General features: G+C 60.7%; 21 protein-coding genes. 12 read left to right on the top strand and 9 right to left on the bottom strand.

The features are described from left to right. The first annotated feature begins 564 nt into the window (after positions 1-564). The 9 genes from OQ248_RS11625 (at position 565) to OQ248_RS11585 (ending at position 9,349) form a co-directional block, all read left to right on the top strand. On the top strand, positions 565-915 hold the full coding sequence (locus OQ248_RS11625; RefSeq protein WP_305955952.1) for a hypothetical protein: 351 nt from the start codon (positions 565-567) through the stop codon (positions 913-915). 34 nt (positions 916-949) lie between these two features. Continuing rightward, positions 950-1,120 carry a hypothetical protein gene (locus tag OQ248_RS11620; protein WP_167443788.1) on the top strand — a complete coding sequence of 57 codons (171 nt, stop codon included), beginning with the start codon at positions 950-952 and terminating at the stop codon, positions 1,118-1,120. A 179-nt stretch (positions 1,121-1,299) separates the two neighbouring features. Next, complete coding sequence (locus OQ248_RS11615; protein WP_265812899.1) at positions 1,300-2,793, top strand: YifB family Mg chelatase-like AAA ATPase; 1,494 nt, start codon at positions 1,300-1,302, stop codon at positions 2,791-2,793. 372 nt (positions 2,794-3,165) lie between these two features. Next, positions 3,166-4,332, top strand: coding sequence for a hypothetical protein (locus OQ248_RS11610; protein ID WP_265812898.1), 1,167 nt, complete (start codon positions 3,166-3,168; stop codon positions 4,330-4,332). A 74-nt stretch (positions 4,333-4,406) separates the two neighbouring features. Continuing rightward, entirely contained in the window at positions 4,407-4,955 is a 549-nt protein-coding gene (locus OQ248_RS11605; protein WP_265812897.1) for an adenylyl-sulfate kinase, read from the top strand. Beyond that, the gene (locus tag OQ248_RS11600) at positions 4,952-5,701 is read left to right on the top strand and encodes a class I SAM-dependent methyltransferase (protein ID WP_096817321.1); all 750 of its coding nucleotides are present in this window, start codon (positions 4,952-4,954) and stop codon (positions 5,699-5,701) included. Before OQ248_RS11605 ends, OQ248_RS11600 begins: the two co-directional genes overlap by 4 nt. Before the next feature lie 6 nt (positions 5,702-5,707). Beyond that, complete coding sequence (locus tag OQ248_RS11595; RefSeq protein WP_265812896.1) at positions 5,708-8,023, top strand: PEP-utilizing enzyme; 2,316 nt, start codon at positions 5,708-5,710, stop codon at positions 8,021-8,023. After that, positions 8,020-8,616 (top strand): gamma-glutamyl-gamma-aminobutyrate hydrolase family protein, encoded by a 597-nt coding sequence (locus OQ248_RS11590; protein ID WP_265812895.1) that lies wholly within the window; start codon positions 8,020-8,022, stop codon positions 8,614-8,616. Before OQ248_RS11595 ends, OQ248_RS11590 begins: the two co-directional genes overlap by 4 nt. 19 nt (positions 8,617-8,635) lie before the next feature. Beyond that, on the top strand, positions 8,636-9,349 hold the full coding sequence (locus OQ248_RS11585; RefSeq protein ID WP_265812894.1) for a phosphocholine cytidylyltransferase family protein: 714 nt from the start codon (positions 8,636-8,638) through the stop codon (positions 9,347-9,349). Between the two features lie 14 nt (positions 9,350-9,363). On the opposite strand, the gene OQ248_RS11580 is transcribed toward OQ248_RS11585, so the two are convergent. Both OQ248_RS11580 and OQ248_RS11575 read right to left on the bottom strand, forming a co-directional pair. Beyond that, positions 9,364-11,340 (bottom strand): methyl-accepting chemotaxis protein, encoded by a 1,977-nt coding sequence (locus OQ248_RS11580; RefSeq protein ID WP_265812893.1) that lies wholly within the window; start codon positions 11,338-11,340, stop codon positions 9,364-9,366. A gap of 182 nt (positions 11,341-11,522) precedes the next feature. After that, positions 11,523-12,443, bottom strand: coding sequence for a LysR substrate-binding domain-containing protein (locus OQ248_RS11575; protein ID WP_265812892.1), 921 nt, complete (start codon positions 12,441-12,443; stop codon positions 11,523-11,525). Between the two features lie 157 nt (positions 12,444-12,600). Here OQ248_RS11575 and OQ248_RS11570 point away from each other — a divergent pair, with 157 nt between their 5' ends. After that, a complete protein-coding gene (locus tag OQ248_RS11570; RefSeq protein WP_265812891.1) occupies positions 12,601-13,995 on the top strand; it encodes a NorM family multidrug efflux MATE transporter in 1,395 nt (464 codons plus the stop codon). 39 nt (positions 13,996-14,034) lie between these two features. Here OQ248_RS11570 and OQ248_RS11565 read toward each other — a convergent pair whose 3' ends face one another. Next, complete coding sequence (locus OQ248_RS11565; RefSeq protein ID WP_265812890.1) at positions 14,035-15,705, bottom strand: bifunctional diguanylate cyclase/phosphodiesterase; 1,671 nt, start codon at positions 15,703-15,705, stop codon at positions 14,035-14,037. A 264-nt stretch (positions 15,706-15,969) separates the two neighbouring features. On the opposite strand from OQ248_RS11565, the gene rep reads away from it, so the two are divergent. Both rep and OQ248_RS11555 read left to right on the top strand, forming a co-directional pair. Continuing rightward, positions 15,970-17,979 (top strand): DNA helicase Rep, encoded by a 2,010-nt coding sequence (gene rep, locus OQ248_RS11560; protein ID WP_248739849.1) that lies wholly within the window; start codon positions 15,970-15,972, stop codon positions 17,977-17,979. A 57-nt stretch (positions 17,980-18,036) separates the two neighbouring features. Next, positions 18,037-18,609, top strand: coding sequence for a xanthine phosphoribosyltransferase (locus tag OQ248_RS11555; protein WP_007920398.1), 573 nt, complete (start codon positions 18,037-18,039; stop codon positions 18,607-18,609). Positions 18,610-18,678: 69 nt separating this feature from the next. Here the strand turns inward: OQ248_RS11555 and OQ248_RS11550 are convergent, their stop codons facing one another. From OQ248_RS11550 to dadA, 6 genes are all read right to left on the bottom strand, one after another. Then, on the bottom strand, positions 18,679-20,601 hold the full coding sequence (locus OQ248_RS11550) for an acetyl-CoA hydrolase/transferase C-terminal domain-containing protein (protein ID WP_265812889.1): 1,923 nt from the start codon (positions 20,599-20,601) through the stop codon (positions 18,679-18,681). A gap of 390 nt (positions 20,602-20,991) precedes the next feature. Further along, a complete protein-coding gene (locus OQ248_RS11545; RefSeq protein WP_025112727.1) occupies positions 20,992-21,408 on the bottom strand; it encodes a c-type cytochrome in 417 nt (138 codons plus the stop codon). 182 nt (positions 21,409-21,590) lie between these two features. Next, the gene (locus OQ248_RS11540; protein WP_003229444.1) at positions 21,591-22,139 is read right to left on the bottom strand and encodes a cupin domain-containing protein; all 549 of its coding nucleotides are present in this window, start codon (positions 22,137-22,139) and stop codon (positions 21,591-21,593) included. Between the two features lie 89 nt (positions 22,140-22,228). Further along, positions 22,229-23,302 (bottom strand): alanine racemase, encoded by a 1,074-nt coding sequence (gene alr / locus OQ248_RS11535; protein ID WP_265815088.1) that lies wholly within the window; start codon positions 23,300-23,302, stop codon positions 22,229-22,231. Positions 23,303-23,397: 95 nt separating this feature from the next. Then, positions 23,398-23,751, bottom strand: a complete 354-nt coding sequence (locus tag OQ248_RS11530; protein WP_085708889.1) for a RidA family protein — start codon at positions 23,749-23,751, stop codon at positions 23,398-23,400. Then, entirely contained in the window at positions 23,723-25,027 is a 1,305-nt protein-coding gene (dadA, locus tag OQ248_RS11525; RefSeq protein ID WP_265812888.1) for a D-amino acid dehydrogenase, read from the bottom strand. Before dadA ends, OQ248_RS11530 begins: the two co-directional genes overlap by 29 nt. Between the last annotated feature and the right edge of the window lie 63 nt (positions 25,028-25,090).

Below are 25,090 nucleotides of genomic sequence, written 5' to 3'. Positions count from 1 at the left end.
TTGCAATACAAGACCGTCGAGTCGCTTTCGCTGACGTCCTACAACTATTAGGGCATGCCCCTACAAAAATCAGCGTTTGCGCCTGGATATGCAGTCCTTACACCTGTCATTACATTGGCAAACGAAAATGTACCCGTCAGGAGGGAGGTCTCTGTGAGAGATAAAAAGAGGAAGGCGTCCGACAGGACGCCGTTTTCTTTTTTGAGGAGTAGTCGCAGCGAACTTTTAGCTCCCAAGCCGTATCACCCTGAATCCTCCCAAACCAACGTCCTTCACTTACGTAAGTACCGTCCTACAAGGACTGTCCCCCACGCCTGATTACGTGAGTATCCCCGCCTTCGCTACCTTCTGCGGCCTGATCCAAACAGAACTCAGACAATGCGAAGAAAAGGAAAAGGTACCGAGCTCCGTAATCAGACACTCAAATCCGAAGCCCGCAAACTTGCACACCAAGCCGTATCTATGAACCCGGAAGCATTAGCAGCCGGGGTGGAAGCAACATCACTCGGAATTGAGCCAATTACGCCTGTAGCAATCAATGCATACCACCAGTGGAGCGGGCCCGTGAGCTATCCATGGGATGAAGTGCTGAAGTGGAAAACCAAAGACGCAAAGGGTCTGGACCTGGCTTTTTGGTACGAAGGAGAACTGTGCGGCTTGTGTTACGCAACCCCGCGCAAAAGCACGATCTGTATAAAAATCATCCTTTTGCAGGGACGAACTGGCAGAACCCACACCTTGCGAGGCTGGATCGCACCCATGGCGCTACTGACAACTGAATTCTACGCACGGAGACTGGGATGCACTGAAATCGAGGTCCAGGAACCTGACTCTGGCGCCATCCCTTACTATCAAAAACTTGGCTTTCATTTCGACACAACCGACCGCCTTGTCTTTCCACTGGACGACCAATAAGATCGACTCATTCATCCAGACACGAGAGGTGTCTATGAAACAGAAAAAACAGAAAAAACAGCCGTTACTCGCATCCAGGCTTCGTGCAGAAACGCCCAGTTTGGCCGATACGGTTTCTGCCAGTCAGCGGCACTTTTTGAAGGTCGCCGCAGCCTATGGCAAAGAATTGGAGCCTGATGGCTGGCTCGCCGGTGGCGGAACCTGAATCCCGCATTAAAAGACCGTCTGGTAGGCGGTTTTTTTACGCCTGAAGATTAGCCATTTCGATTCCGGCAACATCCAGTGAAGCTTTGCCCAGGCAACTATTCCTTCAACTCCCTCCTCCCCGACTACCCTTAAAAAACCCGCAGGAAGCGGCCCCCCGATCCAACCCAAGGAACGACCATGTCCCTCGCCATCGTCCATAGCCGCGCCCAGGTTGGCGTGGATGCTCCCGCCGTCACCGTCGAAGTCCATCTGGCCAACGGCTTGCCCTCGCTGACCATGGTCGGTCTTCCCGAAGCGGCGGTGAAGGAGAGCAAGGATCGGGTGCGCAGCGCGATCATCAATTCCGGGCTGCAGTTTCCGGCGCGGCGGATCACGTTGAATCTGGCCCCGGCGGATTTGCCCAAGGATGGCGGGCGGTTTGATCTGGCGATTGCGTTGGGGATCCTGTCGGCGAGTGTGCAGGTGCCGACGTTGACGCTGGATGACGTGGAGTGCCTCGGTGAGCTGGCGTTGTCCGGCGCGGTGCGGGCGGTGCGCGGGGTGTTGCCGGCGGCACTGGCGGCACGCAAGGCGGGGCGGACGTTGATGGTGCCTCGGGCAAATGCCGAAGAGGCATGCCTGGCATCAGGGCTGAAGGTGATCGCGGTGGATCATCTGCTGGAGGCAGTGGCGCATTTCAATGGGCATACACCGGTCGAACCCTATGTTTCGGATGGGTTGATCCATGCCACCAGACCTTATCCCGACTTGAATGAAGTTCAGGGTCAACTGGCAGCCAAGCGCGCGCTGCTGATAGCGGCGGCGGGCGCGCATAATCTGCTGCTCAGCGGGCCACCGGGAACGGGCAAGACGTTGCTGGCCAGTCGATTGCCGGGGTTGCTTCCGCCTCTGGCCGAGAGTGAAGCGCTGGAAGTGGCTGCGATTCAGTCGGTCGCCAGTGGCGCCCCGCTCACCCACTGGCCGCAACGGCCCTTTCGCCAACCTCACCATTCGGCCTCCGGGCCGGCACTGGTCGGTGGCAGTTCAAAACCTCAGCCCGGCGAAATCACCCTCGCCCACCACGGCGTGCTGTTTCTCGACGAACTGCCGGAGTTTGATCGCAAGGTGCTGGAGGTACTGCGCGAACCTCTGGAGTCCGGGCATATCGTCATCGCGCGCGCGAAAGATCGCGTGCGCTTCCCTGCACGCTTTCAACTGGTTGCGGCAATGAACCCGTGCCCCTGCGGATATCTGGGCGAGCCAACGGGGCGCTGCTCATGCACCCCGGACATGGTGCAGCGTTATCGCAACAAGCTGTCGGGGCCGTTGCTGGACCGGATCGATCTGCACCTGACCGTTGCACGGGAAGCCACTGCATTGAACCCGACAATGAAGCCCGGCGAGGACAGCGCCAGTGCAGCGATTCAGGTCGCCGAAGCCCGGGAGCGACAGCAAAAGCGTCAAGGCTGCGCCAATGCGTTTCTGGATCTGCCGGGGTTGCGCAGACACTGCAAGTTATCCACAACCGACGAGCACTGGCTGGAGTCAGCGTGTGAGCGGCTGACCCTCTCGCTGCGTTCGGCACATCGACTGCTCAAGGTTGCACGGACACTGGCCGATATAGAGAAGGTTGATGCCATCTCGCGCGCGCATCTGGCCGAAGCGCTTCAGTATCGCCCGGCGACGCAATGACAGGATGGACAGGCTGCTTGCTGGCGATCTTTGCCGGCTGAAAATAAAGTCCGCACGCGCTGATAGCCATTAGCCAAGATGTGATATAACGACGGCGCTCTTAATCAGGCACCAGAGCTTTTAGTTAAAAGCTCAAACTTTAAAGCAATATAAAATGGAGGCGGCACATCATGGAAAAGATCTCTTCAGCCCACCGGGCGCAATATATCTGATCAATTAAAATCGTCATAAAACGGCATGTTCCAAAACAACTGCCGATGACAGACTTTCAATGGCTAATTCGCCCAGACAATATCAATCAGTTAATTGTCAACGCGCGCCAGCCGACCCAACTTGTTTTGCCACGGCAAATTTTATAAGTACCAGTCAATAATGAAAAACGTCTACCTGATCAGCAATGTCACCCGTGGCGGCAAAACATACCTCGAATACCTGATCCCTGCGCTCAATGCCCTGCGCAACACCTACAACTGCATCGTCCTGCAAACAGACAAGACGGGGCTGAGCCGGCAAGAGGCAGAAGAGATCCTCGACTACCCGGTTCAGCAGGTAGGTGTAGAAGAGATTTCGAATCTGGAATCACAAATCGTCATTTCAAACGACGCCTGGGTTGGCCGCCTGCTCGACGATTCGAACTTTGGCATCTTCATGACCCACGGCAATATCGGAATGCCGACCAAGGACAAGTATTACTACGCCGAACTGACGTCCTATTGGGACGTGGTCATTGCTTCATCCCGATCAGGTTTTGACCTGATCAAAACCGGCCTGCAACGCTACAGACCCGACAGAAAAGCCCTGAAATCCCTGATTGCCGATGGCATCGCATTGCGCACCGACATGCGCAAGACAAGTCCGGTCGCGACGTTGCCAATCAAGGTCCCCCGGTTCTTCGAGTCCGCTCCGGTGTCGAACAAGGCGTTGGGAGACTACGTTGTCGGGCTGCTGCCGACCCAATTGGGTATTTGCCCAAGTGGCGCGTCGCTGTACGAAAACCTGCAAACCGTGATCAATGCCGTCAGGTCACAGATTGCACATGCCCGGTTCATCCTGCGTCCGTACATGGCTGACCTCGAGCATCCAACCCTGAAGGACCTGTGCAAACAGCTCTCTGTGTATGACTGGATCACCATAGACAAGCCAGGCACCAGCAGCACGGTTTTCTACCAGCAGTGCGACACCATCATTACCGACGCCTCGACCGGTGGTGTGTCGTTCATGCTCAACTCGTGCAAGCTGCCAATCTATTACGTTCCGACATCCGATGAATGCAATCCGATTGTCGACGCCTGGTTGCAACAGATGAATAACCTGTTGCCCATTGCGAAAAACGGCGACGAACTAAAAGAGCTGGCACTGGGTTTCAGCCTGATGTCCCCGGACGACAATTATTTTATATACAAGAAGTTCTACGAAACGCAGTACCGCAACTTGCCGTTACCGCAGGATGTGTTTCATGACTTGATCGAAAACAAGCATGACTCGATGTTCTGCCAGTTAACCATCGACTCCTTTGGCAATATCAAAGAACGTGACTGAACACAGATAAAGCGCGTTGAACCTGCCGCAAGATTCAACGCCATTTACCCACACGGAACACTGGTCAGAACGCTATGAAATGTGACCCTCACGCGCAAGTGATATGGATTACGGGCCTCTCGGGCGCCGGCAAATCAACGCTGGCCGGTGAGCTCGTTGCCCGTCTGCGCAGCGATGGCCAATCGGTTGTGATGCTCGATGGCGATGAGCTGCGCGAGGTGTTCGGCGCCACCGCCGCCAACTCGCAGAACCATGGCCGTGAAGGTCGACTCGCGCTGGCCATGCAATACGCCCATCTCTGCAGAATGATCGCGGCGCAAGGCCACACCGTGGTGATCGCGACGATCTCGCTGTTTCGTGAAGTTCATGCGTGGAACCGCGCCCATCTGCCCGGTTATTTCGAGGTTTACCTGAAAGTACCGGTAGAGGAACTCAGCCGCCGGGATCCCAAGGGCATCTACCGTCGGTTTCATGCCGGTGAACTGAGCAACGTTGCCGGACTTGACCTGCCCATTGATGAACCGCAAGCGGCGGACTGGCTGGTTGAATTCGACCCCCTGCGCTCCGGGCAAAGCCTGGCAGACGATTTACTCAATAAAATTTATACAAGGAATCTGGTATGAAAACCGAATGGGATTACACCACCCTGGCCGACGCCTATCTGAAGCGTCCTGACTACGCCGATGCCGCCATCGACGCGATGCTCTCGATCGCAGGTGCCGAACAGGGCGACAAGTTCTGCGACGTCGGCGCCGGTGTTGCTCACCTGACGCTGATGCTGGCCGCTCGTGGCCTGGACGTTACCGCCGTGGAACCCAACGATGCGATGCGCGCCAACGGCATCAAGCGCACCGCCGAGCTGGCCAATGTCAAATGGCACGAAGGCACCGGCGAAGTGACCGGCCAGGCGACCCAGGCGTTCGACATGGTCACCTTCGGCAGCTCGTTCAACGTCTGCGACCGCCAACAGGCCCTGAAAGAAACCGCGCGCATTCTCAAGCCTCGTGGCTGGTTCGCCTGCATGTGGAACCACCGCAATCTTGAAGACCCGATCCAGGCCCGGATCGAAGCCATCATCAAGGAGCGCGTACCGGGTTATGGCTACGGCACCCGTCGCGAAGACCAGACGGCCGTGATCGACGCCAGTGAACTGTTCGGCCCGGTCGTACACCTGGACGCCCGAGTCATTCACGAGCAGAGCATCGAAGAATGCCTGGAAGCCTGGCGCTCCCACGCCACGCTGGAGCGTCAGGCCGGTGCGAACTTCCACGAAGTGATCAGCGCCATCGACGACTACCTGAAAGGCCTGAAGACGCCTTCGATCCAGATTCCGTACTCGACGAACATTTGGGTCGCCCAGCTGAGATAACGCCTGATGGCCCTGCATTTCTCTACCAAGGCCGGCACGCTGTCCAGCCTGCAAGGTCGACTCGCGTCGGCCCGCATTGCGCCGCTGCTGGCATTCACCGTGGCGGACTGGCAACGGGATCGGCAAGCCTGTGTCCAGGCTGTCCAGGGACGGCTGCCTGCCGCTCCCTGGATCGTGCGTTCAAGCTGCGGACGCGAAGACAGCGCCCAGGCGTCCTTCGCGGGCGCCTTCCTGTCGATCCCGGATGTCGATGACGCAGGGCTGGCCTCGGCGGTTGAACAGGTGATCGCCAGTTACGGCGAGGTGTATCCGTCGGACGAGATCCTGATCCAGCCCATGCTGCGGAATGTGCTGCGCTCCGGCGTCGCGTTTTCCCACGACCCCAACACCTGCGCCCCCTATCGCGTGGTGAACTGGTCGGAAGGCAGCGACACCGCCTCGGTGACCGGTGGCATGGGCGGTCGGCTCTGGCAGCAGGCCGCCCACAGCAAAGTTGCAGCACCTGCGTCCCTCGCGCCCGTGATTGGCTTGCTCGAAGAGCTGCTGCCGCTATTCGGCGGCGTGCCGCTCGACTGCGAGTTTGCAATCACTGGTGAAAACGACGGCGAAGCGCTCTGGCTGTTACAGGCCCGGCCGCTGATTCTGCCTTCCCGTCCGGAATCCGAGGCGGAGCAGGCCGCCCGCCTGGAAAGCATTCAGCGCAAAGTGGCGCGCGGCATGCGACCGCATCCTTTCCTGATCGGCCAGCGCACGGTCTATGGCGTGATGCCTGACTGGAACCCGGCCGAGATCATCGGTATCCGGCCCAAGCCGTTGGCACTCTCGCTGTACCGGGACCTGGTGACCGACTCCATCTGGGCGTACCAGCGTCACAACTACGGCTACCGCAACTTGCGCAGCTTTCCGCTGATGCCGCACTTTTTCGGCCTGCCTTATATCGATGTGCGCTTGTCGTTCAACTCCTTCATTCCGGCTGACCTTGATGAAGATCTGGCCGGGCGGCTGGTCGACTACTACATCGATCGGTTGCTGGCCGAGCCGACACTCCACGACAAGGTGGAGTTCGAAATCGTGTTCTCCTGCTACACCCTGGATCTGTCGCAACAACTGGAACGCCTCGCCGATGCAGGCTTTCAGCCCCACGAGCTGGACGCGATCAGCACCAGCCTGCGCAAGCTGACCAACCGTATCGTCCACCCCAAGGACGGTCTGTGGCGCAGCGATGCCAACAAACTCGATGTGCTCAATGCCCGCCGCGATGAGTTGCTGGCTTCCGATGCCGATCCGCTGGAGCGCATTTACTGGTTGCTGGAAGATGCGAAACGCTACGGCACCCTGCCCTTCGCCGGTCTGGCCCGCGCCGGCTTCGTCGCCGTGCAGATGCTCAGGTCGCTGGTGACCGTAGGTGTGTTTTCGCAGGCAGACTACGATGCGTTCATGGCCGGTGTTTCCACCGTCAGCGGGCAATTGGCACGTGATCGGGCGACGCTCGACAAGACGACTTTCCTGGCGCGTTACGGGCATCTGCGACCGGGCACCTACGACATCCTTTCACCGCGCTACGATGAAGCGCCGGAGCTCTATTTCGACTGGACTCAACGCCCGGCCGCCCCGGAACCCCTTCAACCGTTTTCGCTGACGCTGCCACAGATGCGCGAGATCGTGAAACTGCTCGAAGCCCATGGCTTGCAGCCCGATCCGGTAGGTTTGCTGGACTTTCTGCAGAACGGTATCGAACTGCGGGAGCTGGCCAAGTTTCACTTCACCCGCAATCTCTCCGACGCGCTGGCATTGATTGCGCAAGTCGGTGCCGAGCACGGCATCGGTCGCGAAGACCTGGCCTATTGCGATATCCGCGCCTTCACCGAACTGCACGTGGCGGCAGCGGATCCGAAAGAGGTACTGCTGCGCAGCATCGAACAGGGCAAGGCGCGCTATACCGAGACGCTCAAGGTCTCCCTGCCACCGGTGATCACCCGACCGGAAGATGTCTGGTGTTTCGAGTGGCCGGAAACGGCGCCCAATTTCATCACCCAGAAACGCGTGACCGCGCCGGTTGTGCTGTGCGACGACCGGGACAAACTCGCCGGGGCGATCGTCTGTATTCCCAACGCGGATCCGGGGTTCGACTGGTTGTTCGCCTACCCGATTGCCGGATTGATCACAGCGTGGGGCGGCGCCAATTCGCACATGGCGATCCGTGCCGGCGAACTGGGCTTGCCGGCCGTCATTGGTGCGGGTGAAGTGCTTTACCGGCGCTGGTCGACGGCGGATTTCCTGCACCTGGATTGCCCGGGCCGCCGGGTGGAGATGATGGCATGAAAGTTGTCGCCGTCAGTCAGCGAGTGGACAGTCACCCGGAACGCGGAGAAACCCGTGATGCGCTGGATCAGCGACTGATCGGTTTCCTTCTGGCAGCCGGTTTCGTCCCGGTGCCAGTGCCCAACGGCTTGCCGCTCGATCACTGGCTGGCGGCCGTCGCGCCCCACGCCATCGTGCTGTCGGGGGGCAATGACATCGGTCAGTGCCCGGCCCGCGACCGTACCGAAAGCGAGTTACTTGATCACGCAAACGCGCGTCAGTTGCCAGTGCTGGGCATTTGTCGCGGCATGCAGATGCTGGCGCACTGGTCCGGTGGCGAGCTGAAACCGGTCACCGGTCATGTGCGAACCCGACATCGGTTGTCCGGCCGGATCGTTGCCGAAGTGAACAGCTATCACGGCCTCGCCCTTGCTGGCTGCCCGCAGGGGTTTGAAGTCATGGCCCGCAGCGAAGACGGGGAAATCGAAGCCATCCGCCACCTTCAACTGCCGTGGGAAGGCTGGATGTGGCACCCGGAACGTGAAGCGGATTTTGCCTCCCACGATCTTCAGCGAATCCGGCAGTTGTTCGGCGAACCCCACTCCTCTCAATAACCCACGGGATAGACGTGTTGTGAAAGCCATTATTCTGGCTGCCGGACGTGGCAGTCGCATGAAAAGCCTCACGGATGAGCGGCCCAAGTGCCTGGTCGAGTTGCGGGGCAAACCCCTGCTCGAATGGCAGTTGGAGTCCCTGCGCGCGGCCGGTATCAGTGAAATCGCCGTGGTCACCGGCTATAAACGTGAGTTGCTGGCCGACCGTGGCCTGATCGAGTTTCACAACCCGCGCTGGGCGGACACCAACATGGTGTCGTCACTGGCCTGCGCCGAATCGTGGCTGCAGGGGCAGCCGTGCATCGTGAGTTATTCCGATATTTTCTACAGCCCGGCTGCGGTTCAGTCGTTGATGACCAACACGGCGTCACTGGCGGTGACCTATGACCCCAACTGGCTGGAACTGTGGACGCAACGTTTCGGCGATCCGCTGCTGGATGCCGAAACCTTCCGCCTGACCGACGCCGGTACGCTGGCGGAAATCGGCAACAAGCCGCAATCGGTGGACGAAGTTCAGGGCCAATACATGGGGCTGCTGCGCTTCACCCCCGAGGGCTGGGCAGAGGCCGTTCGGCTAAGAGCCGAACTGACCGCGGAACAACGCGACAAGATGCACATGACCAACACGCTGCAGCGCGTCATCGATGCAGGCCGGGTTCCCATCGAGGCTGTTGCCTACACGGGAGAGTGGGGAGAGGTCGACTCCAGCGAAGACCTCTGCGCGTACCAGTAAGCGGATACGCCATCTCAACGGAAACGGTCGACCTCTTGGCGCAGGTCGGCCGCCAGGCTTTCCAGTTCCTTCGCGGTAATCGCCAGGTTCGACACCACTTCGCGCTGCTCGCTGTTGGCCATCGCAATGCTCTGCAAATTGCTGCTCAACAACGTCGCGGTGCTGCTCTGCTCCTGAGTCGCAGTGGTGATCGCCGCAAACTGCTGCCCTGCCGAACGGCTCTGCTCATCGATCCGCGCCAGCGCCGAGGCAACGTTGGCGTTGCGCGACAGGCCTTCCTGCATCAGCACGTTACCCTGTTCCATGGTGCTGATGGCGTTGCCGGTTTCCTGCTGGATGCTGTGGATCATCCCGGAGATTTCGTCAGTCGCCTGACGGGTGCGCGACGCCAGATTGCGCACTTCATCGGCCACCACGGCAAAGCCGCGACCCTGTTCACCGGCACGGGCCGCTTCGATGGCTGCGTTGAGCGCCAGCAGGTTGGTCTGTTCGGCAATCGAGGTGATCACGCTGACGATGCCACCGATTTCCTGGGAGCGCTGGCCAAGGGTGTTGATCACGGTCGCCGTGGTGTTCAGCGCGCCGGCAATCTGCTCCAGCGAGGACGATGCCTCTTCCATCGAGCTGCGGCCGATCTGGGTCTGCTGGGCATTTTCCTGGGCCAGACGCTGGGTGTTGCCCATGTTGTCGGCAATGTTCAGCGAAGTAGCGGAAAACTCTTCAACCGCACCGGCCATGCTGGTGATTTCGCCGGACTGTTGCTCCATGCCTTCGTATGCGCCACCGGACAGACCGGACAGTGCCTGCGCACGGCTGTTGACCTCCTCCGAGGCGCGGCGGATGTGCTCGACCATGGTCGACAGCGCCTGGCTCATCTGGTTGAAGGCACGGGCCAACTGGCCGATTTCATCGTTGCTCGACACATTCAGGCGCACGCTCAGATCGCCGGCACCCAGGGCTTCGGCCTGACGCACCAGATCACCCAGCGGCTGCAGTTTGCTGCGCAGCAGCCATACCGCCGAGCCGACCGCGATCAGCATCGCCAGCAGGCTGCCGATGGCCAACTGGAAGCCAACGCTCCAGGTCACCTCGCGGATCTCGGACTTCGGCATGCTCGCCACCACCGACCACGGTCCACCTTCGAACGGTACGGCGATGCTGTAGAAGTCTTCGGACTTGTCGCTCCAGAACCGGCCCTTGCCCGGCGCTTTCGCCAGACCGTTGACCACCGGGACCGCTTGATCCGGCGCCTGCACGCCGGCCGGCGCGACCAGCCATTTGTTCTGTTCATCCAGCAGTGCGAGAGAACCGCTCTGACCGATGCGGAAACGCTTGAGGTTGTCGAACTGGGCGTTCTGCGCGTCGGTGTAGTCGAAGCCGACGAACAGCACCGCAATCACGTTGCCGCTGCTGTCACGCACTGGGGTGTACTGAGTCATGTAGGAGCGATCGAACAGCAGCGCACGGCCGACGTAGCCCTGCCCCGCCATCAACTTCGCGTAGGCCGGGTGGGCGTGATCGAGCAAGGTGCCGATGGCGCGGCTGCCGTCCTGCTTGGTCAGCGAGGTGCTGACCCGCACGAAGTCTTCGCCGCTGCGTACGAACAGCGTGGCAACACCCGCCGTCATCTGCTTGAACTCGTCGACTTCCTTGAAGTTGTTGTTCAACACTTCGCTGCCCAGGTGCAGGCCCGGGGTCTGGGTGCCCGCCACACTGACCGGCTCGCTTGGGTGAATGCTCAGGCCAGCGCTGAAGCGCTTCTCGAACAGCCCGCTCAGGCGCTGGGTGCTTTCACGCAGCGTGCCGTGGAAGGTGCTCAACTGGTCGGCGAGCAGACGTGCCTCGCTGGCCAGGTGTTCTTCACGGGTGGCGAGGTTGGCGGTGTCCAGCGAACGCAGGGCGAACACCGTACTGCCACTGATGACAACCGCCAATATCACGGCGAGCGCAAGGCCCAGCTGCGAGGCGATCCGGGCGCGAGGTTGAGACATGGACAGCTCCTGGCCGAGTCTGCGGATCCTCCCTGATCGCGGCTCGGAAAAATTCTAATAATGGGGGTGATGCGTGGAACCGGCACGACGGTTCCACTTGGACGTATTCGGCGGTGAACGCGAATACTTGAGCGCAAAGCAGGGTTATGGCACGAGGCCGGCATTGTGGCGGCTCGAACGTTTCAGCTCAAGCGCGCGACCACCGGCAGTTCCATCGCCCGCACTTCGCCCTGAAGGAAATCACTGAGCCGGCGCAAACGTTCACCTCCGGGACGGGTCTTTGGCCACACCAGGTAATAATTCAGGCCGCTGGCGACCGCCGTCGGCCACGGCAGACTCAAACGTCCTTGCGCCACATCCTCGGCCACCATCAACAGATCGCCCATGGACACGCCATAACCCCGGGCCGCCGCGATCATCCCCAGTTCCAGGGTATCGAACACCTGCCCGCCCTTGAGTGATACCTGATCCGACAACCCCATGTGCTCCAGCCAGCTGCGCCAGTCGCGGCGATCCGGGGTCGGGTGCAGCAATTCGGTGGAGGCCAGTCGTGCCACATCCCAGGGCTGGTCCTTGAGCAGGTTGGGGGCACCTACCGGAATCAGCTCTTCCGGAAACAACAGGCTGGCCTCCCAGTCCGGCGGAAAATGCCCGTCGCTCAACAGCACCGCGCAATCGAACGGTTCGTTGTTGAAGTCCACCGAGTCCACGTCCATCCAGGCACTGGTCAGTTGCACTTCATTACCCGGCTGCAAATGGCGGAAGCGACTGAGCCGCGCCAGCAGCCATCGCATGGTCAGGGTCGACGGGGCTTTCATGCGCAGGATGTCATCTTCGGCGCGCAAGGTATTGCAGGCTCGCTCCAGTGCGGCGAACCCCTCGCGAATGCCTGGCAACAGCAGGCGCGCCGACTCGGTCAGTTGCAGATTGCGTCCGCTGCGGTGGAACAACCGGCAGGCGAAGTGCTCTTCGAGCGTGCGGATATGCCGGCTCACCGCACTTTGAGTGATCGACAACTCTTCGGCAGCGCGGGTGAACGAACTGTGCCGCGCCGCAGCTTCGAATGCACGCAGGGCATACAAGGGTGGAAGACGACGGGACATGCACAGCGCTCCAATGGCGGGATTGCGCCAACTTAGCAGAATTGCTTATGGATGAGTTTTAATCATGCCACCCATCCTTTTTATCCCTTTGTGCAACCCGCGCCAAACCCTGAGAATCGACGGTCTCTTGCTCTCTCTTTTATAAGGATGTGAAACCATGCAACGTCCTGTGCGTACCGAACTCTGGGCCATCCTGCGGCTGGCGGGGCCGTTGATCGCCTCGCAGTTGGCGCACATGCTGATGGTGCTGACCGACACCCTGATGATGGCCCGCCTCAGTCCCGAAGCACTGGCCGGCGGCGGATTGGGCGCGGCGAGCTATTCGTTCGTGTCGATTTTCTGCATCGGCGTGATCGCGGCGGTCGGCACCCTGGTGGCGATCCGTCAGGGTGCCGGCGACATTATCGGCGCCGCCAGACTGACCCAGGCCGGACTGTGGCTGGCGTGGCTGATGGCGCTGGGCGCCGGGTTGCTGCTGTGGAATCTGAAACCGGTACTGTTACTGTTCGGCCAGACCGAGACCAACGTCAACGCCGCCGGACAATTTCTGATCGCCCTGCCGTTTGCCCTGCCCGGCTACCTGAGCTTCATGGCCCTGCGCGGCTTCACCAGTGCCATCGGCCGGGCGACGCCGGTGATGGTCATCAGCCTTGCCGGCACGGTGGCCAACTTCTTGCTCAATTACGCGTTGATCACCGGTATGTTCGGCCTGCCGAAACTGGGGCTAACCGGTATCGGTCTGGTTACCGCGATTGTGGCCAACTGCATGGCGCTGGGGCTGGCGTGGCATATACGTCGACATCCGGCCTACGACGCTTACCCGTTGCGCGAGGGTCTGTCGCGGCCGAACCGGCAGTACCTGAAAGAGCTCTGGCGCCTGGGCCTGCCGATTGGCGGCACCTATGCAGTGGAAGTCGGACTGTTCGCCTTCGCGGCGCTGTGCATGGGCACCATGGGCAGCACCCAACTGGCGGCGCACCAGATCGCCCTGCAAATCGTCTCGGTGGCGTTCATGGTGCCGGCGGGAATGTCGTATGCGATCACCATGCGCGTCGGCCAGCATTACGGCGCCGGGCAATTGAGCGATGCGCGGATGTCCGGGCGGGTCGGAATCGCATTTGGTGCAGTGGTGATGCTGGGGTTTGCGATGGTGTTCTGGTTGCTGCCGAATCAACTGGTCGGTTTGTTCCTTGACCATAACGACCCGGCGTTTGCCGAGGTGATTCGTCTGGCCGTGAGCCTGCTGGCGGTGGCGGCGTGGTTCGAGCTGTTCGACGGCACACAGACCATTGCCATGGGCTGCATCCGTGGACTAAAGGATGCCAAGACCACCTTCCTGGTCGGGCTCGGTTGCTACTGGCTGATCGGCGCGCCAGCGGCGTGGTTGATGGCGTTCCATCTGCACTGGGGGCCGACCGGCGTCTGGTGGGGTCTGGCGCTGGGCCTGGCCTGCGCGGCGATCAGCCTGACGTTGGCGTTCGAATGGAAGATGAAGCGGATGATTCGGCTGGAGCCGCAATCTCGAGGATTCAAAATCGCTCAGCCGGAATGACGGGCTACGGGAGCAACCCTGCTCCCGCAAGCCTTTTAGTCAGACCACAATTCCCAGCGGAGGCTGGCTGGCGTCAGCAATCAGATAGTCAACCAGCTCCGCCAACGGCAACGGCTTGCTGATCAGGTAACCCTGCACCTGATCGCAGCCGAATCCGCGCAACAGATCCAGTTGCTCCCGGGTTTCCACCCCTTCGGCCACCACTTCCAGGTGCAGGTTGTGCGCGAGGTTGATCATCGCGTGCACCAGTTTGCGGTTCTCTTCGCGCTGTTCCATGCCGCCGACGAAGCTCTTGTCGATCTTCAGCAAGGTGATCGGCAGGCTGTTGAGGTGCACGAACGACGAGAACCCGGTGCCGAAATCATCCAGCGAGAAGCGCACGCCGAGGCGACCGAGGGCGTCCATGGTCTGTTTGACCAAGTCACTGCGGCGCATGACAGCGGTTTCGGTGAGTTCGAATTCCAGCCATTGCGCCTCGACTCCGCGTTCGGCGATCAACCGGCTGAGCGTCGGCAGCAACTGGCTGTCCTGAAACTGGCGGAACGACAGGTTGATCGCCATGTGCAGCGCCGGCAATCCGCGTTCGCGCAACGCCTGCATGTCACGCAGGGCCCGGGAAATCACCCAGTAGCCCAGCGGCACGATCAGACCGCTCTGCTCGGCCAGCGGCACGAATTCGCTTGGCGGCAACAGGCCGCGTTCGCTGTGACGCCAGCGCACCAGGGCTTCGAGGCCGACGATCTGACCGTCCTGCATGTCCAGGCGTGGCTGGTAATGCAGCTCCAGTTCGTCGCGGCGCAGCGCCCGGCGCAGTTCGCTTTCGAGGTCGGCGATGCTGCGGGCATTGCGGTTGATCCGTTCGTTGAAGATGTGAAAGGTGCAGCCTTGGGTGCTCTTGGCCTGCTGCATGGCGATGTGCGCGTGCCACATCAGCGGATCGGCGCCACCCTGGGCGCGGGCGTGTGCAATGCCCAGACTGGAGCCGATCAGCAGGCTTTCACCGTCGATCCAGTAAGGCTCGGCCAAGGCTTCGGTGATGCGCTCGGCCATCCATTCGGCCCGTTGCGGGGCGCGGCGGGTGTCGATCAGCAGGGCGAATTCATCGCTGCCCAGGCGCGCCAGTTGATCGCCGGCCTCCAGCTGGCTTTTCAGCCGGGCGACCACTTGCAGGATCAACCGGTCGCCGGCCTGATGGCCGAGGGCGTCGTTGGCGTAGCGGAAGTTGTCGAGATCGAGGTGCCCGAGGGCCAGGCCGCGACCGTCATTTTCGGCAAGACGCGCGGTCAGCAAGGTCTGAAAGCCCTGACGGTTGGCGATGCCGGTCAGGGGATCCTGTTCGGCCAGGCGTTGCAGGGTGTTTTCCAGCACGCCGCGTTCGCGCACATGGCGCAGGCAACGACGAAGCATGCCGGCATCGAGGGCATCGAACACCAGCCAGTCGCTGACGCCATCGGGCGCGGTCACCGGTTCGTGCTCCAGCAACAACACGGTCGGCAGGCTGCAACGGCCGGGGGCCGGCTGCAAGGCGGGAACGGTCAACAACACCGCATGGCGGTTGTCTTCGAACAGACTGCTGACCGACTCCCAGCTCGGCGCGCTGATCAGCACCGCCGCGCTCCCCAACGGAGCCAGACACTCGCGCAATAACGCTGTCCACGCTGGCTCTTCGGCCAGTAGCAGCAAACGCAAGGGTTCGACAGGCGTAGTCAAGCTGACTCCCTAGACTCTGCAATGATGTGGGCGGCGGGCATTATGCCGTTCTGCCAACCAATGACCAAATGACAACGGTTATCAAAACGTTATTTTGTGTCACGAATGAGAACATTAGCCGCAAAATCACCGCGCATCCTGCGTGAAAGTATCAAAACCGGCAAATTTGAATCGCGTGGTGCGTCACAAGTCGGAGAGAGCAGCACAAATCGCTGAGCCTGTTAAAATGCCGGCCCATTTCGTCAACGACTCCCGAATTTTCGTATGTCCCGACTCAATCCCCGGCAGCAAGAAGCCGTGAACTACGTCGGCGGCCCTCTATTGGTGCTCGCCGGTGCTGGCTCCGGCAAGACCAGCGTGATCACGCGCAAGATTGCGCACCTGATCCAGAACTGCGGCATCCGTGCCCAATACATCGTCGCCATGACCTTCACCAACAAGGCCGCGCGCGAGATGAAGGAACGGGTCGGCACCCTGCTCCGTGCCGGCGAAGGTCGCGGCCTGACGGTCTGCACCTTCCACAACCTGGGCCTGAACATCATCCGCAAGGAACATGAACGGCTGGGCTACAAACCCGGTTTCTCGATCTTCGACGAGACCGACGTCAAGTCGCTGATGACCGACATCATGCAGAAGGAATACGCAGGCGACGACGGCGTCGACGAGATCAAGAACATGATCGGCGCCTGGAAGAACGACCTGATCCTGCCGGCCGTGGCCCTGGAAAACGCCCGCAACCCCAAGGAACAGACCGCCGCCATTGTCTACACCCACTATCAGCGCACGCTCAAGGCGTTCAACGCGGTGGACTTCGACGACCTGATCCTGCTGCCGGTGAAACTCTTCGAAGAACACGCCGACATCCTCGAAAAGTGGCAGAACAAGGTGCGCTACCTGCTGGTGGACGAGTATCAGGACACCAACGCCAGCCAGTACCTGCTGGTGAAAATGCTCATCGGCAAACGCAACCAGTTCACCGTGGTAGGCGACGACGACCAGTCGATCTACGCCTGGCGCGGCGCGCGGCCGGAAAACCTGATGCTGCTCAAGGACGACTATCCGTCCCTGAAAGTGGTGATGCTGGAGCAGAACTACCGCTCCACCAGCCGCATCCTGCGCTGCGCCAACGTCCTGATTTCGAACAACCCCCACGAATTCGAAAAGCAGCTGTGGAGTGAGATGGGCCACGGCGACGAGATCCGCGTGATCCGCTGCCGCAACGAGGACGCCGAAGCCGAGCGCGTGGCCATGGAAATCCTCAGCCTGCACTTGCGCACCGACCGTCCGTACAGCGATTTCGCGATCCTTTATCGCGGCAACTACCAGGCCAAGCTGATCGAGCTGAAACTTCAGCACCACCAGGTGCCGTACCGTCTGAGCGGCGGCAACAGCTTCTTCGGCCGCCAGGAAGTGAAAGACCTGATGGCGTACTTCCGCCTGATCGTGAACCCGGACGACGACAACGCCTTCCTGCGGGTGATCAACGTGCCGCGCCGCGAGATCGGCTCGACGACCCTGGAAAAACTCGGCAACTACGCCACCGAACGCAAGATCTCGATGTACGCCGCCACCGACGAACTCGGCCTGGGCGAGCATCTGGACAGCCGCTTCACCGATCGCCTGTCGCGCTTCAAGCGCTTCATGGACAAGGTGCGCGAGCAGTGCGCCGGCGAAGACCCGATCTCCGCCCTGCGCAGCATGGTCATGGACATCGACTACGAGAACTGGCTGCGCACCAACAGCTCCAGCGACAAGGCCGCGGACTACCGGATGAGCAACGTCTGGTTCCTGATCGAGGCCTTGAAGAACACCCTGGAAAAAGACGAAGACGGCGAAATGACCGTCGAGGACGCCATCGGCAAACTCGTCCTGCGTGACATGCTGGAACGTCAGCAGGAAGAGGAAGACGGCGCCGAAGGCGTGCAGATGATGACCCTGCATGCGTCCAAGGGTCTGGAATTCCCTTATGTGTTCATCATGGGCATGGAAGAGGAAATTCTCCCGCACCGTTCCAGTATCGAAGCCGACACCATCGAAGAAGAACGCCGCCTGGCCTACGTGGGCATTACCCGCGCGCGCCAGACCCTCGCGTTCACCTTCGCGGCCAAGCGCAAACAGTACGGCGAGATCATCGACTGCGCGCCAAGCCGCTTCCTCGATGAGCTGCCGCCGGACGACCTGGCCTGGGAAGGCAACGACGACACACCGACCGAAGTCAAAGCCGTGCGAGGCAATAGCGCACTGGCTGATATACGCGCGATGTTAAAGCGCTAGAATTGACCACTTTTTACTAGACCTTCGGCGCACAAAGCGCCAAATGAGGACAGCTTCATGGAAGCATTGCACCAGAAAATCCGCGAACAAGGCATCGTGCTTTCCGACCAGGTCCTGAAGGTCGACGCCTTCCTGAACCACCAGATCGACCCGGCCCTGATGAAGCTGATCGGCGACGAATTCGCCTCGCTGTTCAAGGATTCCGGCATCACCAAGATCGTCACCATCGAAGCCTCGGGCATCGCCCCGGCGATCATGACCGGTCTGAACCTCGGCGTGCCGGTGATCTTCGCCCGCAAGCAACAGTCCCTGACCCTGACTGAAAACCTGCTGTCGGCGACCGTTTACTCGTTCACCAAGAAAACCGAAAGCACCGTGGCCATCTCCCCGCGTCACCTGACCAGCAGTGACCGCGTGCTGATCATCGACGACTTCCTGGCCAACGGTAAGGCGTCCCAGGCGCTGATTTCGATCATCAAGCAGGCCGGCGCCACCGTCGCTGGCCTGGGCATCGTGATCGAGAAGTCATTCCAGGGCGGCCGTGCGGAGCTGGATTCGCAGGGTTACCGCGTCGAGTCGCTGGCTCGCGTGAAATCGCTGAAAGATGGCGTGGTTACTTTCATCGAGTAACCCGCAACACCGCAGGACTTCTGTGGGAGCCAGTTTGCTGGCTCCCACCGTTGTTTTGGGGGTGGACAGTTATTGCGCGGTGGCCTTCAGGCCAGTGAGCAACAACCGCTGAAACAGGTCTTCCTTCAGACCTTCCGGGTGGGTGAGCTGCATGCGCGCCAGATGCTCCGGATACAGCGAAGCCTCAGGCGCATCCAGCGCTGCCTTGCCCAGTTCCAGAATCTCGGTCAGTTTGAATTTGCTCTTGAGCCAGTTCAGCGCCCGCAACAGATCCTTCTCGACCTCGTTGAAATCGCAGCCCAGCGGATACTCCGGAAACAGGTTCGGATGCCGCGCGGCAATCGCCTGCAGGCGTTGCGGGGTGTTGTCGGTAAAGCGTGGATCGAGGCGGAAATCCTTCGGCAGTTTGCCGACCTTCTGAGCCTGCTCGATCAGACCCTGCTGAAAGCGCGAGTCACTGATATTGAGCAGCGCTTCGATCACCACCGAATCTGACTTGCCGCGCAGATCGGCGATGCCGTACTCGGTCACCACGATGTCGCGCAGGTGCCGTGGAATCGTGCAGTGGCCATATTCCCAGACAATGTTCGAACTGACATCGCCGCCGGATTCGCGCCAGCTGCGCAGCAACAGAATCGAGCGCGCATCGTGTAGCGCATGGCCTTGGGCGACGAAGTTGTACTGCCCGCCGACGCCGCTGAGTACCCGACCATCCTGTAGCTGGTCGGACACCCCGGCACCGAGCAAAGTCATAGTGAACGCGGTGTTGATGAATCGCGCATCAACGCGTTGCAGACGTTTGAGTTCTTCCTGACCGTACAGCTCGTTGATGTAGCTGATGCGGGTCATGTTGAATTCAAGACGTTTGCTGTGGGGCAGCTCGCGCAGGCGCTCATAGAAACTGCGCGGCCCGAGGAAGAAACCGCCGTGCACTGAAATGCCGTCGGTCTGTGCCGCCTCGTCGAGGGTGCCGGCGTTGGCTTGCTCCTGAGTCTGCACGTCCGGGTAGACCTTGCGCCGGATGATCCCGGCGTCCGCCAGCACCAGCAAGCCGTTGACGAACATTTCGCTGCAGCCGTAAAGGCCCTTGGCGAACGGCTCAGTGCCACCCTCGCGTTCGATCAGTTGCGCCCACTGGCTGAGGTTCACATCGGTCAGCAACTCCCGGTAGCCGGCATTGTCAGCCTGGCGCGCCAGCAACGCGGCGGTCAGCGCATCGCCCATCGAGCCGATGCCGATCTGCAAGGTGCCGCCATCGCGCACCAGCGTACTGGCGTGCAGACCGATGAAATGATCCTGAAACCCGACGGGCATGTTCGGCGTGGAGAACAGCGTGCTGCTGTCCTTCTCGTCGATCAGCAGGTCGAAGGTGTCGATGTCGACTTCGGCATCGCCCGGCATGTACGGCAACTCGGTGTGCACCTGGCCGACCAGCAAGATCGTCTCCCCCGCTGCGCGGCGTTTGGCAATCATCGGGAACAGATCAAGGGTGATGTCAGGGTTGCAGCTCAGGCTCAGACGGTCGGGATGTTCGCTGCTGCTGGCGAGCAACTGTGCCACCAGGTTCAGCCCGGCGGCGTTGATGTCGCGGGCGGCGTGGCTGTAGTTGCTGCTGACGTAATCCTGTTGGGCCGGCGCGCTATTGAGCAGGCTGCCGGGCTGCATGAAGAACTGCTCGATGCGGATGTTGGCCGGCAGGCTGTCGCGGCGCAGGTCAGCAAGGAAATCCAATTCCGGATAATCGCCGAACACCCGCTCGACGAAGGGTTCGATGAAGCGCTTCTGCAAACCATCGCCCAACGCCGGACGGCCGAGGCACAGGGCGGTGTAGATCGTCAGTTGCCGTTCGGGCAACCCGGCAACCCGCCGGTACAGCGCGTTGACGAAGGGATTGGGTTTGCCCAGCCCCAGCGGCAGGCCCATGTGGATGTGCGCCGGCAACCGTGCCAGCACGTCGTCCACTGCCTGTTCGATCGAACACAACTGCACCATCTGAAGCCTCCTGCCCGTTCCGTGAATAGGGGTAGACCGAGATTGCCTTGAGTTTGCTGCAATGAACAGCTTGGGGGTGGCTACGTGTTTGTTTTCGAGATGTTTGCTTGGCTTGAGAGTGATGCCCTCACCCTAGCCCTCTCCCGGAGGGAGAGGGGACTGAATGGGGGATATTTGAGAGTTACGCCGACGTGAGCGAATGGTGCTGAATCCATAATCGACTCGATCTTTCAGGTCGATGTATAACGCCAGACAGCTCGGTCGGCCCCCTCTCCCTTCGGGAGAGGGCTGGGGTGAGGGGGCAGATCTAAAATATTCCACCAAAAGTCAGTGCAAACCTCAGGCACAAAAAAACCGTCCGAAGACGGTTTTTTTCGTCAGAAGCGCGGCTTATTTCAGGCCGGACATCTTCTGGATCGCGCCCTTCAGCTCGTCATCCGAGCAATCGGCGCAGGTGCCTTTCGGAGGCATCGAGTTCAAGCCGGTGATGGCTTTGGCCAGCAGGCCGTCGAGGCCGCCCTGGTGATCGGCACGGTCTTTCCAGGCTGCTGCGTCACCGATTTTCGGTGCGCCCAGCAGGCCGGTGCCGTGGCAAGCATTGCAATGTTTGGCAATCACTTCATCCGGCGTCTTGGCGCCGCCACCGCCGCCTGCCGAAGCAGCGACTTCCATCCCCTTGCACTCTTGCCCTTGAACACACACCTGGCCGACAGGCTCGAGGCGTTTGGCAATGTCGTCATTCGTCGCAGCTTGAGCGCTGACAGCCCAGAGGGCCAGTACGGTTGCTGGTGCAGCCAGCATTTTCATAATTAGATTCACGCGTTCACCCTCAATGGTGGCTATTCACGCCTGCGGCCACGGTTCGCAGGCGGGCGCAAGTATAGCGGGTAGCCCGCCACACTGAAACAACCCCAAAGTTAAAGGGGTCTTGTTGCGCATCGGTCAAACAGTCCGGACACCTTTGCCGCAGTGGCCTGGCGTCTCTCGGTTTAAAAGTTCGCCGGTGTGGCTGCGCTGATTAGTCGCGCCGGTGCGTCGAACGGATTACGGAAACGATGCGGCTTGGTACTTTCAAAGTAGTAGCTGTCGCCGGCTTCGAGGATAAAAGTTTCAAGGCCCACCACCAGCTCCAGACGACCTTCCACCAGAATCCCGGTTTCCTCGCCTTCGTGGGTGAGCATTTCCTCGCCAGTGTCGGCGCCCGGCGGGTAGATTTCATTGAGGAATGCGATGGCCCGGCTCGGGTGCGCACGACCGACCAGTTTCATGGTCACGGCGCCGTCGGAAATGTCGATCAGCTCGTTGGCCTTGTAGACGATCTGGGTCGGTTTTTCCTGGAGGATCTCTTCGGAAAAGAACTCGACCATGGACATGGGAATCCCGCCCAGCACCTTCCTCAGCGAACTGATCGAAGGGCTGACGCTGTTCTTTTCGATCATCGAAATGGTGCTGTTGGTGACGCCCGCACGCTTGGCGAGTTCACGCTGGGAAAGCCCTTTGAGCTTGCGGATCGATTGCAGTCGTTCACCGACGTCCAAGGCTTGGGCCTCCTGAGTGTTGTAGAAATATTGAGCGTTATCATGGCGACAGCGTTCAGTATTTACAACACTTGGGCCCGGCCCGGGCTTCAACCCTCGGAATAGAGCCTTGGCACCCGACGCAGGTTGCAGAAGATCTGGTACGGAATGGTGTCCGCCCACTTCGCCACGTCGCTGGCGAGGATGTTCTTGCCCCACAGCTCGACGGTCGAACCCAGGCCGGCTTCCGGTACGTCGGTCAGGTCGATGCAGAGCATGTCCATCGACACGCGGCCGAGAATGCGACTGCGTTTGCCGGCCACCAATACCGGCGTGCCGGTCGGCGCCTGACGCGGATAACCGTCGGCGTAACCCATGGCGACCACGCCGATGCGCATCGGTTTGTCGGTAATGAATTTTGCACCGTACCCCACCGGTTCGCCGGCCGGCAGTTCGCGCACGCTGATGACTTTCGACTCCAGGGTCATCACCGGCAGCAGGCGCTCGGCCACCGCGTTGGCTTCTTCGAACGGGGTGGCGCCGTAGAGCATGATGCCCGGGCGTACCCAGTCGCTGTGAATCTGCGGCCAGCCCAGCACCGCCGGCGAGTTGCGCAGGCTGACTTCGGCGGCCAGGCCCTGACGCGCAGCCTCGAACACGGCGACCTGATCGGCGCTGCTTTGCTCATGCAGCTCATCGGCCCGGGCGAAGTGGCTCATCAGCACGACTTTCGCCACTTTGCCGCTGGCCAGCAGACGCTGGTAAGCCGCCGGGTAATCCTTCGGATGCAGGCCGACGCGGTGCATGCCCGAATCAAGTTTCAGCCACACGGTGATCGGTTTGCTCAAAGCCGCTTGCTCGATGGCTTCGAGCTGCCACAGCGAATGCACCACGCACCAGAAATCGTGCTCGACGATCAGCGCCAGCTCATCGGCCTCGAAAAAGCCTTCGAGCAACAGCACCGGCGCACGAATCCCGGCAGCACGCAGCTCCAGGGCTTCTTCGATACACGCCACCGCAAAGCCGTCCGCTTCGGCCTCCAGCGCCTGAGCGCAACGCACTGCGCCGTGGCCGTAGGCATCGGCCTTGATCACCGCCAGCGCCTTGGCACCGGTGATTTCACGGGCGATACGGTAGTTGTGACGCAGGGCTTCTAGATCGATCAGGGCACGGGCAGGACGCATGGCAGCAGACTTCTTGGCGGTCATGGGAATAAAAACCGGCGCTGGCTGACGACGTGAACCGCCAACAGCACCGGGAGAGGGATCTTTACAACGGTTTACGGCAACGCGGCGACGATGGAGATCTCGACCAGAATGCTCGGCTTGGCCATCTTCGCTTCGACAGTGGCACGGGCCGGCGCGGCGCCTTTGGGCAGCCACTGATCCCACACCGAGTTCATCCCGGCGAAGTGTGCCTCGATGTCGTTCAGGTAGATCGTCGCCGACAGCAGATGCTGTTTGTCAGTCCCGGCCAGGTCCAGCAGACGCTCGATATTGGCGAGCACGTCGCGGGTCTGTTGTTCGACTCCGGCGTTGAAGTCGTCACCGACTTGCCCGGCCAGATACACGATGCCGTTGTGGCTGACGATCTGACTCATGCGCTCATTGGTGAGCTGGCGCTGGATTGCCATGCTTTGCGGACTCCTGGGTCTTGTTGCCATAACGGGAAATATCGAGGCCTTCGGCGCTGATCTGCGGCTTTTTCTTCGCCATCAGGTCAGCCAGCAAGCGACCGGAGCCGCACGCCATGGTCCAGCCGAGGGTGCCGTGACCGGTGTTCAGGAACAGGTTCTTGAACGGGGTGGCGCCGACGATCGGGGTGCCGTCCGGCGTGGTTGGACGCAGGCCGGTCCAGAAACTCGCTTCGGCCAGATTACCGCCCTGAGGATAAAGGTCGTTGACGATCATCTCCAGGGTTTCGCGCCGACGCGGGTTCAGCGACAGGTCAAAACCGGCGATCTCCGCCATGCCGCCGACGCGGATGCGGTTGTCGAAACGGGTGATTGCGACCTTGTAGGTCTCGTCGAGAATGGTCGAAGTCGGCGCCATCGCCGGGTTGGTGATCGGCACGGTCAGCGAGTAACCCTTCAACGGATAGACCGGGGCCTTGATGCCCAGCGGCTTGAGCAGTTGCGGCGAATAGCTGCCGAGAGCCAGCACGTAACGGTCGGCGGTTTCCAGCTTGCCATCGATCCACACGCCGTTGATGCGGTCACCGGCGAAGTCGAGGCGCTGGATGTCCTGGCCAAAACGGAATTCCACACCCAGGTTCACGGCCATTTCGGCGAGGCGGGTGGTGAAGATCTGGCAGTCGCCGGTCTGGTCGTTCGGCAGACGCAGGGCACCGGCGAGGATATCGGTGACGTTGGCCAGTGCCGGCTCGACGCGGGCAATGCCGGCGCGGTCAAGGACTTCGAACGGCACGCCGGACTCTTTGAGGACGGCGATGTCCTTGGCGGCGCCATCCAGCTGGGCCTGAGTCCGGAACAGCTGGGTGGTGCCCAGGCTGCGACCTTCGTAGGCAATGCCGGTTTCGGCGCGCAATTCGTCGAGGCAGTCGCGGCTGTACTCGGACAGACGCACCATGCGCTCCTTGTTCACCGCGTAACGGTTGGCGGTGCAGTTGCGCAGCATCTGCGCCATCCACAGGTACTGGTCGATGTCGGCGGTGGCCTTGATTGCCAGCGGCGCGTGACGTTGCAGCAGCCACTTGATGGCCTTGAGCGGCACGCCCGGCGCGGCCCACGGCGAGGCATAGCCCGGCGAGACCTGGCCGGCGTTGGCGAAACTGGTCTCCATGGCCGCGGCTGGCTGCCGGTCGACCACCACCACTTCAAACCCGGCACGGGCCAGATAGTAAGCACTGGCGGTACCGATGACGCCGCTACCCAAGACCATAACGCGCATTTTTGTATCCCTCTCGCGGCGTGCCGCGTACGTCTGTTGTTAGAGCAATGATGCGCGCAGTGT

Source organism: Pseudomonas sp. COW5 (assembly GCF_026240005.1).
Classification (GTDB): Bacteria; Pseudomonadota; Gammaproteobacteria; order Pseudomonadales; family Pseudomonadaceae; genus Aquipseudomonas; species Aquipseudomonas kribbensis.
The sequence above is the reverse complement of the archived record's forward strand: the minus strand, read 5'-3'. Positions and strand labels throughout refer to the sequence as shown.

Excerpts from the sequence above, each read along its gene's own strand:
- OQ248_RS11620 (WP_167443788.1), top strand. The coding sequence starts at position 950 with ATGAAACAGAAAAAACAGAAAAAACAGCCGTTACTCGCATCCAGGCTT.
- OQ248_RS11615 (WP_265812899.1), top strand. The coding sequence starts at position 1,300 with ATGTCCCTCGCCATCGTCCATAGCCGCGCCCAGGTTGGCGTGGATGCT.
- OQ248_RS11610 (WP_265812898.1), top strand. The coding sequence starts at position 3,166 with ATGAAAAACGTCTACCTGATCAGCAATGTCACCCGTGGCGGCAAAACA.
- OQ248_RS11605 (WP_265812897.1), top strand. The coding sequence starts at position 4,407 with ATGAAATGTGACCCTCACGCGCAAGTGATATGGATTACGGGCCTCTCG.
- OQ248_RS11600 (WP_096817321.1), top strand. The coding sequence starts at position 4,952 with ATGAAAACCGAATGGGATTACACCACCCTGGCCGACGCCTATCTGAAG.
- OQ248_RS11595 (WP_265812896.1), top strand. The coding sequence starts at position 5,708 with ATGGCCCTGCATTTCTCTACCAAGGCCGGCACGCTGTCCAGCCTGCAA.
- OQ248_RS11590 (WP_265812895.1), top strand. The coding sequence starts at position 8,020 with ATGAAAGTTGTCGCCGTCAGTCAGCGAGTGGACAGTCACCCGGAACGC.
- OQ248_RS11580 (WP_265812893.1), bottom strand. The coding sequence starts at position 11,340 with ATGTCTCAACCTCGCGCCCGGATCGCCTCGCAGCTGGGCCTTGCGCTC.
- OQ248_RS11575 (WP_265812892.1), bottom strand. The coding sequence starts at position 12,443 with ATGTCCCGTCGTCTTCCACCCTTGTATGCCCTGCGTGCATTCGAAGCT.
- OQ248_RS11570 (WP_265812891.1), top strand. The coding sequence starts at position 12,601 with ATGCAACGTCCTGTGCGTACCGAACTCTGGGCCATCCTGCGGCTGGCG.
- rep (WP_248739849.1), top strand. The coding sequence starts at position 15,970 with ATGTCCCGACTCAATCCCCGGCAGCAAGAAGCCGTGAACTACGTCGGC.
- OQ248_RS11555 (WP_007920398.1), top strand. The coding sequence starts at position 18,037 with ATGGAAGCATTGCACCAGAAAATCCGCGAACAAGGCATCGTGCTTTCC.
- OQ248_RS11550 (WP_265812889.1), bottom strand. The coding sequence starts at position 20,601 with ATGGTGCAGTTGTGTTCGATCGAACAGGCAGTGGACGACGTGCTGGCA.
- OQ248_RS11545 (WP_025112727.1), bottom strand. The coding sequence starts at position 21,408 with ATGAAAATGCTGGCTGCACCAGCAACCGTACTGGCCCTCTGGGCTGTC.
- alr (WP_265815088.1), bottom strand. The coding sequence starts at position 23,302 with ATGCGTCCTGCCCGTGCCCTGATCGATCTAGAAGCCCTGCGTCACAAC.
- OQ248_RS11530 (WP_085708889.1), bottom strand. The coding sequence starts at position 23,751 with ATGGCAATCCAGCGCCAGCTCACCAATGAGCGCATGAGTCAGATCGTC.
- dadA (WP_265812888.1), bottom strand. The coding sequence starts at position 25,027 with ATGCGCGTTATGGTCTTGGGTAGCGGCGTCATCGGTACCGCCAGTGCT.